This window comes from Mobilicoccus sp. (genome assembly GCF_032060985.1).
In the GTDB taxonomy this organism is placed as follows: domain Bacteria; phylum Actinomycetota; class Actinomycetes; order Actinomycetales; family Dermatophilaceae; genus Mobilicoccus.
In genome coordinates this window covers 37335-51832 of record NZ_DAMBGD010000008.1, presented here as the reverse complement: position 1 = coordinate 51832, position 14498 = coordinate 37335, and the positions used below count along the sequence as shown (strand labels likewise).

Here is a 14498-nt window from a genome sequence, read left to right as displayed (position 1 = left end):
TCCTGACGCTCCTCTCGTGCGTCGCGGTGGCGGTGGCCCTGCTGCCCGTCGTCTACCTGCTCGTGCGCGCGGCCGAACTCGGCTGGAGCGACGTGCTCGCCGAGTTCGCCACGCCGCGCATCGCCCGCCTCGCCGCGACGAGCCTCGCGCTCGCCGCCGTCGTCACGGCCGGGTCGCTGCTCCTCGCGGTGCCCCTCGCGTTCCTCCTCACCCGCACCGACCTGCCCGGACGCCGCCTTCTCGCCGTCCTCGCCGCGCTGCCCCTCGCCGTCCCGAGTTACGTCGCGGCGCTGTCGTGGCTCGTCGCGGGTGACGCGGTCGGGGTCCGCGCCGAGGGCTTCGCCGCGGCGGCCCTCGTGCTCGTCCTCTACACCTATCCCTACGCCTACCTCACGGTCGTCGGGGTGCTCGCCCGGACCGATCCCGCCCAGGAGGAGGTCGCGTGGGCGGCCGGGCGCGGACCGTGGCACACGTTCGTCACCGTGACCCTCGCCCAGGTGCGTCCGGCCATCGGCGCGGGCGCGCTGCTCGTCGCCTCGTACACGCTGTCGGACTTCGGCGCCGTCTCCATCCTGCGTCTCGACACCTTCACCCGCGCCGTGTTCACCGCCCTGCGGGTCGGCTTCGACCGCACCGGTGCCCTCGCGCTCTCCCTCGGTCTCCTCGCCGCCACGGCGGTGCTCCTGACCGGCGCCCACCTGCTCGGCCAGCGCGCGGCGCGCTACGGCATCCGCGAGGGTCGCACCCCGCGCCCTCAGCCCGTCATCGGTCTCGGCCCCTGGCGTCTTCCCGCGTTCGTGGGGGTCGTCACCGTCCTTGCCGCCGCGCTGGGCGTGCCCGCCTGGACGCTCCTGCGGTGGACCCTCGACGGCGTGTCCCGCCCGGGGGCTCCCGCGGAGATCGCCACCGCGGCCGGATGGACGCTCGCCGCGGGGCTCGGCGGCGGCGCCCTCGTCGTCGTCCTCGCCCTGCCCGTCGGGGTCCTCCTCGCGCGCACCCACGGGCCGCTCGCGCGCCTGCTCGAACGCCTCACCTACCTCGCCCACTCCCTGCCGGGGGTCGTCGTCGGGTTGTCACTCGTGTCGTTCGGCATCGCCGTCGCCCCCGCGCTCTACCAACGGTGGCCGCTCCTCCTGCTCGCCTACGCGACCCTGTTCCTCCCCCTGGGGATCGGGGCCGTGACGGCCGCCGCGGACCGCGCCGCCCCCGTCCTGCACCATGTCGCCCAGAGCCTCGGGGTCCACCCCCTCCTCGCGTGGTGGCGGGTCACCGTCCCCCTCGTGCTCCCCGGCGCCGCGGCCGGTGGGGCGCTCGCAGTGCTCGCGGTGATGAAGGAGCTCCCCGCCACCCTGCTGCTGCGGCCCACCGGTGTCGAGACCCTCGCGACCCGTCTGTGGACCCACACCGACGTCGGCGCCCACGCGGCCGCCGCGCCGTACGCGGCCCTGCTCGTCGCGCTCGCGGCCGTCCCGACCGCGGTGCTCGTCCTCCGCTCGGGCATCCTGGCGGCGACCCCGTCCGCCCGCGCGGACGGCTCGTCCGCCGCGCGCCCCACCCCTACCGACACCACCCTCACCGACACCCACGCCGAAGGAGACCGATCATGGCGGCCCATGTCGAGATCGACGGTCTGACCAAGCGGTTCGCCGACGTCACCGCACTCGCCGGGGTGGACCTCACCGTCGAGGCGGGACATCTGCTCGCGGTCCTCGGCCCCTCGGGGTGCGGCAAGACGACGCTGTTGCGGATCGTCGCCGGCTTCGAACGCGCCGACGCCGGTCGGGTCAGTCTCGCCGGGCGGGAGGTGGACGGTGCGTGCGTCGTGCCCCCGCATCGCCGTGGGGTCGCCGTCGTGCCGCAGGAGGGCGCGCTGTTCCCGCATCTGCGGGTGGGGGAGAACGTCGGATTCGGGTTGCCTCGGGGGCGCGAGTCGGCCCGGCGGGTCGAGGAGGTCCTCGAGCTCGTCGGTCTCGTCGGTCTCGAGAAGCGCTACCCGCACGAGCTGTCGGGTGGCCAGCAGCAGCGGGTCGCGGTCGCGCGGGCGCTCGCCCCTCGGCCCACCCTCGTCCTGCTCGACGAGCCGTTCGCCGCGCTCGACGCCGCACTCCGCGCCGACCTGCGGGCCGACGTGCGGGCCGCGCTCGCCGAGGACCACGCGACCGCCCTCCTCGTCACCCACGACCAGGAGGAGGCGCTGTCGATCGCCGACGAGGTCGCGGTGATGCGCGACGGACGCGTGCGGCAGTGCGCCGCGCCGGAGCTCGTGTACCGGCAGCCCGTCGACCCGTGGGTCGCCTCGTTCGTGGGGGAGGCCACGGTGTTCCGAGCACGCGTGCGCGACGGTATGGCCACCACCGTCGTCGGGAACGTCCCGGTGCTCGACCCCGCCCGTGGCACGGACTCCTCCGCGGGTCCCGACCGCCGCGTTCTCGTGCGCCCGGAGCAGGTGATCCTCGGTGACCACGGGACACAGGCCGTCGTCTCCGAGGTGACCTACTACGGCCACGACGCCACCGTGGTCGCCCGCCTCCTCGACGGCACGCCGATCATCGTCCGCGTGCAGACCGGCCATCGTCTCCCCGTGGTGGGGCAGCAGGTGCAGCTCCGCATCGAGGGCGCCGGTCATGTGCTCGCCGACGACCCCGACGCCACTCCCCGGTCATCGGGGCTCACGGGTTCACGGGGCTGACGAGTTGACGGCGTCACCGACTCAGGTGGTCGCCGGATCGGCGCCGCGGGCGTAGCTGCGCGGACGGAGCGAGTTGATCGTCACGAGCACCGGCAGGGCGGCGCCGACGAGCGCCGCGACCTCGGGGCGCACGAGGTCCGCGACGGCGCCGAGGAAGCCGAGGATCCCCACGACCGCCGCGAGCAGCACCGACTGCATCGAGACGCGTGACGCCTTGCGGGCGAGCCCGACCGCACGGAGCGCGCCGCTCAGGTCGCCGTTGGCGGTCCGTAGGCCCTCTGCCGGGCCGCCCTCGCGCATCCCGCCCGCAGGAGCGAGGGGTGCCGCGGGCGAGAGTCCGGGGGGCTGGGACGCCGGGTCGGAGGTCTCGTCCCCCGCACCGTGCGACCGGGACGCAGACGCGGACAGGGGTGGAGCCGCCGACGAGTCGTCGTGACCCGCAGACGCGGACGGGTCGTCGGGCGTCGCACCGACCACTCGGTCGGCGCCGGACAGCCCGGATCGGACGACGATGACGGAGCGGTCGGCCACGACGGGCACGGCGTGACTCACGGGCTGAGGGCGGTCCGCGTCCCGAGCCTGCGCTGTCGGGCCGTCCGCCGTCGGGCCGTCCGCGTTCGAGTCGCCCGCGTTCGGGTCGTCCGCCGTCGGGTCCTTCGCCCCCCGGCGGCGCGCCAGGACCTGCGAGACCTCGGCGCCGAGGCCCAGGGAGTCGGTGAGCGGGGAGTCGAGCACGAGGACGACGCCGTCGGCGGCCTCCTGGGCGAGAACGTCCGCGAGCGTCTCCTCGCCCAGGTCACGGCGGTGGCGAGGCGGGATCTCGAGGGTCTCACCGACGTGACGGAGGTCGGCGGGGACGTGACCGACGAGGATCGGTCGGAGTCCGAGTGCGTCGAGGTCGGAGCGGTCGGCAAGTGCCTGCGACCGGACGAGGGGCACGAGGTCGAAGCCGGCACGGGCGATCCCGCCCCACCCGACGTACATCTGGTGGCCGGAGATCTCGTCGGGGACATCTTCGACGTCCTCCGCACGTCCGAGGGTGACGACCGTGCCCTTGATCGCGGCACTGCGCGCGGGGGGAACGCCGTCCGCGGGGCACACCGACGACGGTGAGGTCTTGGGGGCCGCCGTCGTCGGCCGGAGCACGAGACCGCGTTCGCGCGCGGCGCGGGTGATGGCCCGGTGGGCGGGCGCCTCGCTGCCCGCGGCGACGGAGGCGGCCGCCTGGAGTGCCGCCGTGACCTGGAGTCGACCCGCGGGGTGGATGCGGGCGAGTCGCGGCTGCGGGTCGCAGACGGCTTGGGGGGTGAGGACGACGCTCGTGACGCCGGCCACCTGCCGCAGGTCGACGCCGTCGTACCCGACACCGAGGTCGCGGCCCCGGTCGCGGGCGGCGCGGCCGGGGAGGTCGCGGGCGATGTGGAACGCCGCCGGGGACGCGACGAGGAGGGCGGCGAGCGCGCGCGACAGCCCCTCGGGGGCCGTGCCCACGTTCGCGAGCACGAGGACGACCGACGCGGCCGCGGCGCCGACCGCGAGCGGCACCCACCCTCGGGCGCCCCAGTCGGCCCAGTGCCGGGGGCCGCGCCGGTCGGCGGGAGGCGGTGGGTCCGGGTCGCCGCCCGGCAGGGCGCTGAGGAGACTGCGTGAGACGCGGCCCGCGACGAGGTGCACACTCACCGCCAGGCCGGTCGCCGACACGAGGGAGGAGATCCCCCACTGAAGGAGCGCCCATGCGCCACCGACGAGCCCCACGATCATCGCCAGGGTGAGGATGAGCGCCCCGCCGGTGTGCTGGTCACGACCACGGCCGTCACGACCGCGGAGTCCGCGCAGGAGGCGACGGAACGTCGGGGTGAACCCGGTGACGACGGCGACGAACGGGAGGGCGAGGAGCAGGCCGACGCGCCACACCGACGGGACGGGGTCGCCGACCGGAGTGGCGAGGACGGGCGCGGCGAGGCCCGTGAGCACCGCCGCCCACCACTGCCACGCCGGCATCGCGTCGACGACGTCTCCGGGCTGTTCACCGGCTCCCGTGACGACGGACCGCTCGACCATGTGCGTCGCGCTCCTTCGGCTCGTGTGCGGAGAGGTCAGAGGTGGCGGCGGACGAGGTCGGGAGCGAGGCCCACGTAGGTCTGCGGGGTGAGGTCGAGCATGCGCGCCTCCACCTCGGCCGGCAGACCGAGACCGCGGACGAACTCCCGCAGGTCGTCGCCGGTGATGCGCCGACCCCGGGTGAGCTCCTTGAGCCGCTCGTACGGGTTCTCCATCCCGGGCACGCCCTGGGCACCGAGCGCGCGCATCGCCGACTGGATCGGTTCGCCGAGCACCTCCCAGTTGGCGTCGAGGTCGGCCGCCATCGCCTCGGGGACGGGGTCGAGGCCCGCGAGACCGCGCTGGACGTTGTCGAGCGCGAGGAGGGAGTGACCGAACGCGGTGCCGATGTTGCGCTGCATCGAGGAGTCGGTGAGGTCGCGCTGCATCCGGGACTGCACGAGGGTGCCGCCGAGCACGTCGAAGAGGGCGCTGCTCACCTCGAGGTTGGCCTCGGCGTTCTCGAAACGGATGGGGTTGACCTTGTGCGGCATCGTGCTCGAGCCGACCGTGCCCTGCCCTCGCACCTGCGCGAAGTAGCCGAGGGAGATGTAGGTCCACATGTCGGTGCAGAGGTTGTGGAGGATGCGGTTGAAGCGGGCGACGTCGGCGTAGAGCTCGGCCTGCCAGTCGTGGCTCTCGATCTGCGTCGTGAGCGGGTTCCACGTGAGTCCGAGGCGGTCGGTGACGAACGTCTGCGAGATCGCCGGCCAGTCGGCGCCCGGCACGGCCGCGACGTGCGCCCCGTAGGTGCCGGTGGCGCCGTTGAGCTTGCCGAGGTACTCGGCCCCGGCGATCCGCCGGACCTGACGCCGCAGGCGGTGGGCGAGGACGGCGATCTCCTTGCCCATCGTCGAGGGGGTGGCCGCCTGACCGTGGGTGCGGGAGAGCAGAGGGACCTCGGCGAGGTCGTTCGCCATGGCCGTGAGCTGGTCGAGGAGGTCCTCGGCCGCGGGCAGCCACACGGTCTCGACCGCGCCCTTGACCATGAGCGCATAACAGAGGTTGTTGACGTCCTCGCTCGTGCAGCAGAAGTGGACGAGTTCGGACAGCTGCGCGGAGTCCTCACCGAGGATCGCGGGCATGCGGCGCTTGAGGTAGTACTCGACGGCCTTGACGTCGTGGACGGTCTCCCGCTCGATCTCGGCGAGTTCGGCGATGTCCTCGGCGCCGAACTCCGCGACGATGGCCCGCAGTCGGGCGATCTCGGTCTCGGTGAGCTGTCGGACGCCCGGCACCACCCGACGGTCGGTGAGGTGGATGAGCCACTCGATCTCGACGTGGACCCGCGCCCGGTTGAGCGCCGCCTCGCTGAGGTGGTCGACGAGCGGGGCGACGGCCTTGCGGTAGCGGCCGTCGAGGGCGCCGAGGGCGATCGGAGGGGTGATGTCCGCGAGCGAGGTCATGCCCGGCATTCTGTCACTCGCGGCCGACGATCCTTCCGCCGTCCCGTCCGGCCCCTCGGGGGCGACGACCCCGTGCGACGCCGGACGCACCCACGCGCGACGGACGTTCGGGCTCAGCGCTGTTCGAGCTCTCCGCTGACGAACTCGACGATGCCGTCCGCGGCCGCCTCGACCTCCGCGAGGCAGCGGTCGAAACCGGCGTCGTCGCCGTAATAGGGGTCGTCGAGGTCGAGCGTGCCCGCCTCCACCGCCGCCGGGTCGAAACCGCGCAGCAGGCGCACGTGGGTGGTGTCGGTACCACGGGCGAGGCGACGCACGTCGCGCAGGTGGCCCGAGTCGGCGACGAGCACGAGGTCCCGGCCGCCCACCCACGCGTCCTCGAACTGGTGGGCGCGGTGGGCGGATCCGTCGTAGCCGGCCGAGCGCAGGGCCCGCACGGTGCGCGGGTCGGCGCCGTGACCGACGTGCCAGTCGCCCGTGCCCGCCGAGTCGACGATCACGTCGTCGGCGAGGCCCGCCTCCTCGAAGCGGCGTCGCAAGACGATCTCGCCCATCGGGGAGCGGCAGATGTTGCCCGAGCACACGACGCAGATGCGATAGGGATCGCTCACGACTCCTCGCCCGCGCGGTCGGGACCCGTGCCGTCGTCCTCGTGGCCGTGGGTGAGCGAACCGTCGCGGCGGCGCCGGATGCGGGGGATCGGGCCGGTGAGATGGTTGCCCGGGGTGCCCCAGGGGGCGGTGACGACCGGCCACGACGAGGAGACCGGCTCCTCGACGAGGGTGCCGTCGCGGTCGGTGCGACCATCGGGCGTTCGCGCCGGCGTGGCCGTGGGATCCACCGGACCCTCCGCGCCGGGGATGGGCGATTCGGCGTCGGACATGGGACCTCCAACCTGATTCGGGCTCCGCCCACTGTGACACAGCACGGTGCAGGTGGGCGTTCGCCGTGGATGTGACGTCCTCGGGCGACGGGTGGTGACGCAGGTGAGCGGACGCGTCGACCCCGGGCTCGGTCGGCGCGTCGTCGCGACTGGGCGATCATGGACGACGACCCGGTCACACGACCGGACGGCCGCGGCGATCGACGGGAGGACACGGTGCGGGTCCTCGTCGTCGACAACCACGACTCGTTCACGGGCAACCTCGTCCACGACATCGCCCGGGTGACCGGCCGGGTTCCGGACGTCGTCCTCGCCGACGCCACCCCACCCGACCCCCTGGAAGACTGGCTGGGCGGCTACGACGCGGTCGTCGTCTCCCCCGGCCCCGGCACCCCCGAGAACCCGGCCGATCTGGGCCTGTCCGCCGCCGTCGTCCGCCAGGCCGAGGTGCCGGTCCTCGGGGTGTGCCTCGGGATGCAGGCCCTCGCCCACGCGGCCGGCGCCCGCGTCGTCCGCGCCCCCTCGCCCGTGCACGGCGAGATCGGGGACGTCCGTCACGACGGCTCGGGCCTGTTCGCCGGGCTTCCCGACCCGCTCCCGATGGTGCGCTACCACTCCCTCGTCGTCACCGACCTGCCCGAGACCCTCGTCGTCGACGCGACCTCCGACGGGCTCGTCATGGCGCTCCACCACCGCGACCGGCCGCTGTGGGGCATCCAGACCCACCCCGAGTCGATCTGCTCCGTCGGTGGCCGAGACCTCATGCGGACCTTCCTCCAGCTCGCCGATCGCTGGAACGCCGATCGTCGCCGGGGGACCCAGGATCGCGCGGGCACCGGGAGCGGCGCGGTCGAGGGGGATCGCTCGACCGAGGGGGAACGCTCGACCGAGGCGGACCATTCGTCCCCGCAGGAGCGGTCGCTCACGACTACGGGCGGAGGCCCGTCCGGGGCCTCGGTCCCGGCCCCGTCCCCGGGCCGCCGATGGCGGGCGGTGGCGACACGGGTGGGCTTCTCCGGTTCCGCCGAGGCCGTGTACGACGCGGTCTTCCGAGGTGAGGCGTACTCGTGGTGGCTCGACTCGGCGACAGCCCCCGGCGTCGGTGGTGTCTCCGCCTGCGGGTCCGGTTCCGGACCGCTCGCCCGGATCGCGACCGTCGACGGCGACGGCCACCTCGTCGTGCACGACGCCTCGGGGGTGCCGTTCGCGGACGTCGGCGACGGAGACGTCCTCGACGTCGTCGCATCCGACCTCGGTGTCCTCGAGGTCGAAGTGGTCGACGTCGAGGTGGTCGACGTTGCGGACGGGGCGGAGCCGCGGGGCTTCCCTGATCCGGACACCCGCGAGGGCGGCGCCGGCTTCCCGCTCCCGTTCCAGCCGGGCTGGGTGGGGTACATCGGCTACGAGGAGGCGTGCGCGATGCTCCTTCCGGGCGACGCCCCGGCGGTGGACGCCGGAGGTCCGCCCCGGGCCGTCCTCGTGCGCACCGATCGCCTCGTGGCCCTCGACCACGTGGGCGCGGCCTGGGTCGTCGCGCTCGTCGACGCCTCGTGCGAGGAGCAGCAGCGGGCCTGGCTGCGGGCGACCGCCGCCAGGCTCGACGCGCTCGTCCGGGACACGACGCCCGACGACACCACGCCCGACTGCGCCGACGTCGTCGCGGTCGCCGAGGCCGACGCCGATGCGGACGTCGACACCCTGGCCTCCGTCGACGTCGTCGACGTCACGCTGCGGCACGACCGGGCGGCCTACCTCGACCTCATCGCCCGGGCGCAGGAGTTCATCGCCGCCGGTGAGAGCTACGAGCTGTGTCTCACCAACCGCATCGAGGTCGACGCCGCGCCCGACCCGTTCGCCCTCTACCGGCGCCTGCGGGAGACCTCGCCGCGCCCGTTCGCCGCCTACCTCGACCTCGGCGGGACGCAGGTCCTGTCCGCCTCCCCGGAGCGGTTCCTGCGGGTCCGTCCCGAGGGTGGCGTGCGCCGCGTCGAGGCCAAACCCATCAAGGGCACGAGGCGGCGGGGAATCACGCCCGCAGAGGACGCGGCGCTCGCCGAGGAGCTGCGCACCGACGTCAAGGAGCGGGCCGAGAACCTCATGATCGTCGACCTCCTGCGCCACGACCTCTCCCGGGTGTGCACCCCGGGCACCGTCGAGGTGCCCCTGCTCTTCGACGTCGAGACCCACGCGGGGGTGCATCAGCTCGTCAGCACGATCACCGGTGACCTCGCCGCCGATCGGACACCGGTCGACGCGATCCGTGCCGCCCTGCCCGGCGGGTCGATGACCGGCGCGCCGAAGGAACGGTCGGTGCGGCTGCTGCGTGAGCTCGAGGGGGGACCGCGGGGGGTGTACTCCGGGGTCCTCGGGTACGTGTCGGTGACGGGGGTGGTCGATCTGTCGATCGTCATCCGGACCGTCGTCGCGCACGGCGGCCGGCTCACCTACGGCGTCGGCGGCGCGATCACGGCGCGCAGCGACCCGGCGGCCGAATGGCACGAGACCTCCGTCAAAGCCGGCACCCTCGCCCGGGCGCTCGACGTCGACCTCGGGCCCGTCTTCGAGGAGGATGCCGCGTTCGGAGCGCCGGGCGTCACTCCCGCCGCTCCCGACGACGACCCCGACGGAGGCCCCTCGCTCGACGAGACGAGCGAGGGGAGACCCCGGTGAGCAGCCATCGCTGGGACGGGTCACGTTTCGTCCCCCTGCCGGGTGCGGTCGACGAAGCGCGGGTCCTCGACGTGCTGCTCGCCGAGTCGTGGCGCGAGGTCGACGGCCACGTCCGGGCCCTCGAGGCGCACCGGGATCGGTTCGCCGCCTCCCTCGCGGGCCGTGCCTCGGATGCCGTCGGTGCCCCGGCCCTCGGCGGTGGCGAGGGTCTCGATGCCGCAGCGATCATCGACGCGGCCGCGGACCTCGCCTCCCTCGACGGCGAATGGTTCCCCCGTGTCCGCATCGTCGTGCGCGACGCCGGTGACGAGACCGGTCGGGAGCCGGGACGCGAGGGGGACGCGACGCCGATCCGGGAGGTGCTCCTCGACGTCCGGCCGGGTCCGCCGCGGCAGGCCGAGGTCGCCGTGGCCGTGCGCGACCCGGGCGACCCCCGCAGGCGCCCGCGCCACAAGGGCCCGGACCTCGCCTGGGCCGGGCGGCAGATCGCCTCGGTCCGTGAACGGGGCGCCGGGGAGGTGTTGGTGCGCGACGACGCGGGGGCCGTGCTCGAGGCGGGGTGGGCCTCGGTCCTCTGGTGGGAGGGCGAGGATCTGTGCGTTCCCGACCCCGGGCTCCCCGTGCTGCCGAGCATCACGCGCGCCCTCGTCGAGGAGCGTGCGCGGGCCGAGGGACGCACGATCCGGCCGGTCCGTGCCCTCCTCGACGCCCTCGACGGGCGGGAGGCCTGGCTCCTCAACGCCTACCAGGGACTTCGGCCGGTGACGCGATGGGTCGGGTCGACGATCACGCCGGGCACCCCGGTCCGGGCCGCCGAGTGGCGCGCCTGGCTCGACTCCTGCTGACCACCTCGTCGTCGGCCGAGACGCGCCATCACTGCCGGTGGCGGGCCGCGGCGGTCGGTGCCGGGACGCTGAGTGTCGGCGGGCCCAGGGGCGTCGGGTGTGCCGACACCGGAGCAGTGAAGGGCGGTCGTTCGGGCGCACCGAGGTGGGGACGACGCCCTCGTCCCCACCGCTCCCCGCCCCACCCGCGTGTCGGCCCGGGTGGGCGGACGGCGCGGAGGGCGGGACGGGAAGCGGTCGGGTTCGGCCGAACTCGGTCAGCCTGCTCGGCCGGACTGCTCGAGACCGGGGACGCGGACCTCGACCTGCGCCCACGGAAGGTCCGCGCTGTCGACGAAGGCCTCGATGAGTTCCTCGGTCATCTCGGGGTGTCGGGCGCGGGCGTGGGTGGCGACGACGACCTGGTCGAGGGTGATGCGTCCGTCGTGGGCCGAGCCGGCGGCGAACCCGACGAGCAGGCCGTCCTCGCTCATCGTGAGGAGTCGGAATCCGGGCTTCTCGACGCAGGAGACCAGCCAGGTCTGGGTGTCCGGCGGTGTCGCGGACCCGGTGGCGGGGACGCGGGCGTCGACGAGCTCGAGGTGGGTGAGCTGGTCGGTGATGTGGAGGGCGCTGTGCCCGGGGTAGAGCACGAACCGCACGCCGTGGCGGGCGGGCAGGGACAGGGTGTTCACGGAGATGACCTCCCGGCGATGAGGCCCCGCGGGGTGGCCGAGGACGCCGCCGCGGACGAGAGAACCCACCCGAGGGGGTGTCCTCGCCCTCCCTCGGGGCGTGGGACACGGGCGCACCGCACGGCGTGCGGTGCACTGGCAGGTCTTCGGACTCGTGGGCGCCGGGGCGTGGTGCCCCCCGCGGCGCGAGGCCGCGGTGTCCTTCACCGGCGCTTCCCAGGTGGTCGTCCCAGTGCGTCTGCCGGTGTCGTTCCCACTCACCGCTGCGGGGCAGTCCCGGATTCCCACCGGGTTCCCTCTTTCCCCTCCCGGATGGACCGGGAGGACCAGCACCGCCACCGTAGCGCGCCTACCGTGGAGGCATGAGCGACTACCTCTCCCTGCCCGGAATCCGTACGCGCGAGCACGAGATCGAGGTGCCGCTCGTGCACGGGGACCCCTCACGGGGGAGCCTCACGGTGTACGCACGGGAGGTGGCGGCACCCGACGGTCCGGACCGTCCGTACCTCGTCTACCTGCAGGGCGGTCCCGGTGGTGAGGCCCCGCGTCCGAGCGGGGTGCCGTGGGCCCCGGGGTGGCTCGAGCGGGCGTTGAAGGACTACCGCGTCCTCATGCTCGACCAGCGGGGCACCGGACGCTCGACGCCGTTCGGCGAGGCCGACCTCCGGGCCGACGCGACCGGCGACTCGGGTCACGACGGGAACCCCGTCGACACCGCCACCCTCGCCGAGCGCCTCACCCACCACCGCGCCGACGCGATCGTCGCCGACGCCGAACTCCTGCGCGAGCACCTCGGGGTGGAGCGGTGGAGCCTGCTCGGGCAGAGCTTCGGTGGGTTCACGGCGCTCGCGTACCTCTCCCGGCACGCCGACCGCCTGTCGGAGGTGTACTTCACCGGTGGCCTGCCGCCCGTCGGGCGGGGAGTCGACGAGGTGTACGCCCGGACGTACGAGGCGTTGGCGGCGAAGTCCGAGCGTTTCTACCGCCGCTACCCGGGCAGCAGGGAGCGGATGCGGGCCGTCCTCGCCGCCTGCGAGGAGGGCCGGGTGCGGCTGCCGAACGGCGACGTCGTCACGCCGCCGTGGTTCCGCACCCTCGGGCACCTGCTCGGTGGGTCGACGGGGGCGGCCTCCCTCGCCCACCTCCTCGAGGGCGACGTGCGGGCCCCGTGGTTCCGCCACGACCTCGCCTCGCTGCTGCCGTTCGGGGGTCGCAACCCGCTGTACTCGGTCGTCCACGAGTCCTGTTACGCCGACGGCGGATCCACGCGCTGGTCGGCGGCGCGCACCTACCCCGAGGCGTTCCTCGCCGACGACACCCTCCTCACCGGTGAACACGTGTACCCCTGGCACTTCGAGGTGAGCAGCGAGCTGCGGCCGTACGCCGAGCTCGCCGAGGCGATGGCGCAGGTCGAGTGGCCGCGCCTCTACGACGCCGACGCGCTCGCGAACGCCGACGTCCCTTGCGCGGCGGCGATCTACGCCCGCGACGCCTACGTCGACCCCACGTTCAGCGTCGAGACCGCCGACCTCCTGCCCCGCATGCACACGTGGATCACCGACGAGTACGAGCACGACGGCCTGCGCGCCGGGGGTGGCGCGGTGCTCGACCGCCTCATCGCCCTCGCGACGGATCGCGCGCGCTGACGTCACGCGGGCGACGACCGGGGGGCGCGACGAGAGGCACATACCCATCGGGGTATGTTGAGGTCGGCCGGCTCGCGACGTCGTTCGCCCTCGGTGGCTGACGTCGTCGGCCGCGCCCGTTCCGACCGCCCCGACGGCACCGACGGCCGGCTCACTACTCCTGCGGCGCTTCTCGGCGGCAGGCCTCCCGGCCTCGCGGCTGTGAGGATCGTCGGATCGCCCCACGCACGCCCGTCCCCGTTCCGTCCTGCCGACCCCAAGGAGAACCCCATGACCCGACCCACCGACCTCTCCGTCGCCGAGGCCCGCGCGTGGCTCGGCGACGCCGACGCCCCGGTCGTCCTCGACGTGCGCACGCCCGCCGAGTTCGCCGGGACGCACATCGACGGCGCGCTCAACGTGCCGGTGGACCTCATCGAGCGATCCGCGGCGGAGATCGGATCGCAGCTCGAGGGCGAGGTGCTCCTCGTCTGCCGTACCGACCGCCGCGCCCACGAGGCGGCCCGCCTGCTCGCCCCGACGATCGGGGGCCGCGGGCACGTGCTGGTCGGCGGCATGACCGACTGGGACAAGGCCGGGCTGCCGGTCGAGCAGGGGGAGGGCGGCCCCTGGGCGATGGAGCGGCAGGTCCGCACGGTCGCCGGCGCGCTCGCGCTCACCGGTGTCCTCGCGAGCACCGTCGCGCCCAGGGCGAAGTGGCTCTCCGGCGGCATCGGCGCCGGGCTGCTGTTCGCCGGGCTCTCCGACACCTGCGGGATGTCGAAGGTCCTCGAGAAGATGCCGTGGAACCAGCGCGACGAGGCCCCCACGGTCGAGTCGGTGACCCGCGAGCTGGCCCAGGGCGCCGCGTCCCACTGACTCCCGTGGTCGGCCACGCACGGCCGACCCGATCGACGGCCGCGCATCCCGAATGGGGTGCGCGGCCGTCTCTGCTCAGGGGGTGTGCGCCGACGACCTGCCGCCCTCATCCCCGAGTGGCCCACGTGCGCGGCGTCGGCCGCGGTGGGCGCCCGCTCCTACGATGGGAGCGTGCCCACCGACGACACCGCCGCCCTGTCCGAGGCCATCCGCGGCGTCGTTTGGGATGCGACCAGGCGCCTGCGACAGGAGTCCGAGGGCGTGACCGACGTCCCTCTCGCCCAGCAGGCCGTCCTGCGCCGGCTCGACAGCGCGCCCGGCCTCACGAGCGCCGAGCTCGCCCGCGCCGAGTTCGTGCGGCCCCAGTCGATGAACGCGACCGTCGCGGCGATGCGCCGGCAGGGGCTCCTCGAGTCGCGAGTCGGACAGGAGGACGCGCGCCGGCGAGAGCTGCGACTCACGACCGAGGGCCGCGCGGCCCTCGGGCAGGTCCGGGCGACGCGGGCCGACTGGCTGCAGGTCCGCCTCGAGGAGACCCTCACCGCGACGGAGCGCGCCGCCCTCGGGGAGGCCATCGTCCTCCTGCGGCGGGTCGTCGACGACGCGCCCTCAGGCGATCAGGGCACCTGATAATCAGATAAACTGATGAGGTAGCCTGATCGACGCGTCGGGCCGGTCCCGGCGCGTGCCGCGTCACCCCGGCCGGGCTGCCGTCGCCTCGCGGTCG

At 74.4% G+C, this 14498-nt stretch carries 12 protein-coding genes and 1 riboswitch; of the genes, 7 read left to right on the top strand and 5 right to left on the bottom strand.

Annotation, left to right across the window (positions count from 1 at the left end):
* Positions 1-32 precede the first annotated feature (32 nt).
* A complete protein-coding gene (locus RT054_RS08125) occupies positions 33-1634 on the top strand; it encodes an ABC transporter permease subunit (RefSeq protein WP_313023006.1) in 1602 nt (533 codons plus the stop codon).
* Entirely contained in the window at positions 1604-2689 is a 1086-nt protein-coding gene (locus tag RT054_RS08120; RefSeq protein ID WP_312719447.1) for an ABC transporter ATP-binding protein, read from the top strand. Before RT054_RS08125 ends, RT054_RS08120 begins: the two co-directional genes overlap by 31 nt.
* A gap of 21 nt (positions 2690-2710) precedes the next feature.
* Here RT054_RS08120 and RT054_RS08115 read toward each other — a convergent pair whose 3' ends face one another.
* The 4 genes from RT054_RS08115 to RT054_RS08100 all read right to left on the bottom strand — a co-directional run bounded on the left by RT054_RS08115 (position 2711) and on the right by RT054_RS08100 (position 7078).
* A complete protein-coding gene (locus RT054_RS08115; protein WP_313023003.1) occupies positions 2711-4750 on the bottom strand; it encodes a hypothetical protein in 2040 nt (679 codons plus the stop codon).
* A 35-nt stretch (positions 4751-4785) separates the two neighbouring features.
* A complete protein-coding gene (purB, locus tag RT054_RS08110) occupies positions 4786-6195 on the bottom strand; it encodes an adenylosuccinate lyase (RefSeq protein WP_313023002.1) in 1410 nt (469 codons plus the stop codon).
* A gap of 113 nt (positions 6196-6308) precedes the next feature.
* Positions 6309-6806 (bottom strand): low molecular weight protein-tyrosine-phosphatase, encoded by a 498-nt coding sequence (locus RT054_RS08105; protein WP_312719442.1) that lies wholly within the window; start codon positions 6804-6806, stop codon positions 6309-6311.
* A complete protein-coding gene (locus RT054_RS08100; RefSeq protein WP_312719440.1) occupies positions 6803-7078 on the bottom strand; it encodes a hypothetical protein in 276 nt (91 codons plus the stop codon). Before RT054_RS08100 ends, RT054_RS08105 begins: the two co-directional genes overlap by 4 nt.
* Before the next feature lie 159 nt (positions 7079-7237).
* Here RT054_RS08100 and pabB point away from each other — a divergent pair, with 159 nt between their 5' ends.
* Together pabB and RT054_RS08090 are read left to right on the top strand one after the other, a co-directional pair.
* Entirely contained in the window at positions 7238-9748 is a 2511-nt protein-coding gene (gene pabB, locus RT054_RS08095; protein ID WP_313023001.1) for an aminodeoxychorismate synthase component I, read from the top strand.
* A complete protein-coding gene (locus RT054_RS08090; RefSeq protein ID WP_313023000.1) occupies positions 9745-10593 on the top strand; it encodes an aminotransferase class IV in 849 nt (282 codons plus the stop codon). The genes pabB and RT054_RS08090 overlap by 4 nt, the downstream gene beginning before the upstream one ends.
* A gap of 257 nt (positions 10594-10850) precedes the next feature.
* Here RT054_RS08090 and RT054_RS08085 read toward each other — a convergent pair whose 3' ends face one another.
* Positions 10851-11267, bottom strand: a complete 417-nt coding sequence (locus tag RT054_RS08085; RefSeq protein ID WP_313022997.1) for a hypothetical protein — start codon at positions 11265-11267, stop codon at positions 10851-10853.
* A gap of 119 nt (positions 11268-11386) precedes the next feature.
* A riboswitch (cobalamin riboswitch) is annotated at positions 11387-11613 on the bottom strand.
* Between the two features lie 16 nt (positions 11614-11629).
* On the opposite strand from RT054_RS08085, the gene RT054_RS08080 reads away from it, so the two are divergent.
* From RT054_RS08080 to RT054_RS08070, 3 genes are all read left to right on the top strand, one after another.
* Positions 11630-12913 (top strand): alpha/beta fold hydrolase, encoded by a 1284-nt coding sequence (locus RT054_RS08080; RefSeq protein WP_313022995.1) that lies wholly within the window; start codon positions 11630-11632, stop codon positions 12911-12913.
* 270 nt (positions 12914-13183) lie between these two features.
* Complete coding sequence (locus tag RT054_RS08075) at positions 13184-13771, top strand: rhodanese-like domain-containing protein (RefSeq protein ID WP_313022992.1); 588 nt, start codon at positions 13184-13186, stop codon at positions 13769-13771.
* Between the two features lie 171 nt (positions 13772-13942).
* On the top strand, positions 13943-14401 hold the full coding sequence (locus RT054_RS08070; RefSeq protein WP_313022990.1) for a MarR family transcriptional regulator: 459 nt from the start codon (positions 13943-13945) through the stop codon (positions 14399-14401).
* Positions 14402-14498 lie beyond the last annotated feature (97 nt).

Excerpts from the sequence above, each read along its gene's own strand:
- RT054_RS08115 (WP_313023003.1), bottom strand. The coding sequence starts at position 4,750 with ATGGTCGAGCGGTCCGTCGTCACGGGAGCCGGTGAACAGCCCGGAGAC.
- purB (WP_313023002.1), bottom strand. The coding sequence starts at position 6,195 with ATGACCTCGCTCGCGGACATCACCCCTCCGATCGCCCTCGGCGCCCTC.
- pabB (WP_313023001.1), top strand. The coding sequence starts at position 7,238 with ATGGACGACGACCCGGTCACACGACCGGACGGCCGCGGCGATCGACGG.
- RT054_RS08100 (WP_312719440.1), bottom strand. The coding sequence starts at position 7,078 with ATGTCCGACGCCGAATCGCCCATCCCCGGCGCGGAGGGTCCGGTGGAT.
- RT054_RS08120 (WP_312719447.1), top strand. The coding sequence starts at position 1,604 with ATGGCGGCCCATGTCGAGATCGACGGTCTGACCAAGCGGTTCGCCGAC.
- RT054_RS08080 (WP_313022995.1), top strand. The coding sequence starts at position 11,630 with ATGAGCGACTACCTCTCCCTGCCCGGAATCCGTACGCGCGAGCACGAG.
- RT054_RS08075 (WP_313022992.1), top strand. The coding sequence starts at position 13,184 with ATGACCCGACCCACCGACCTCTCCGTCGCCGAGGCCCGCGCGTGGCTC.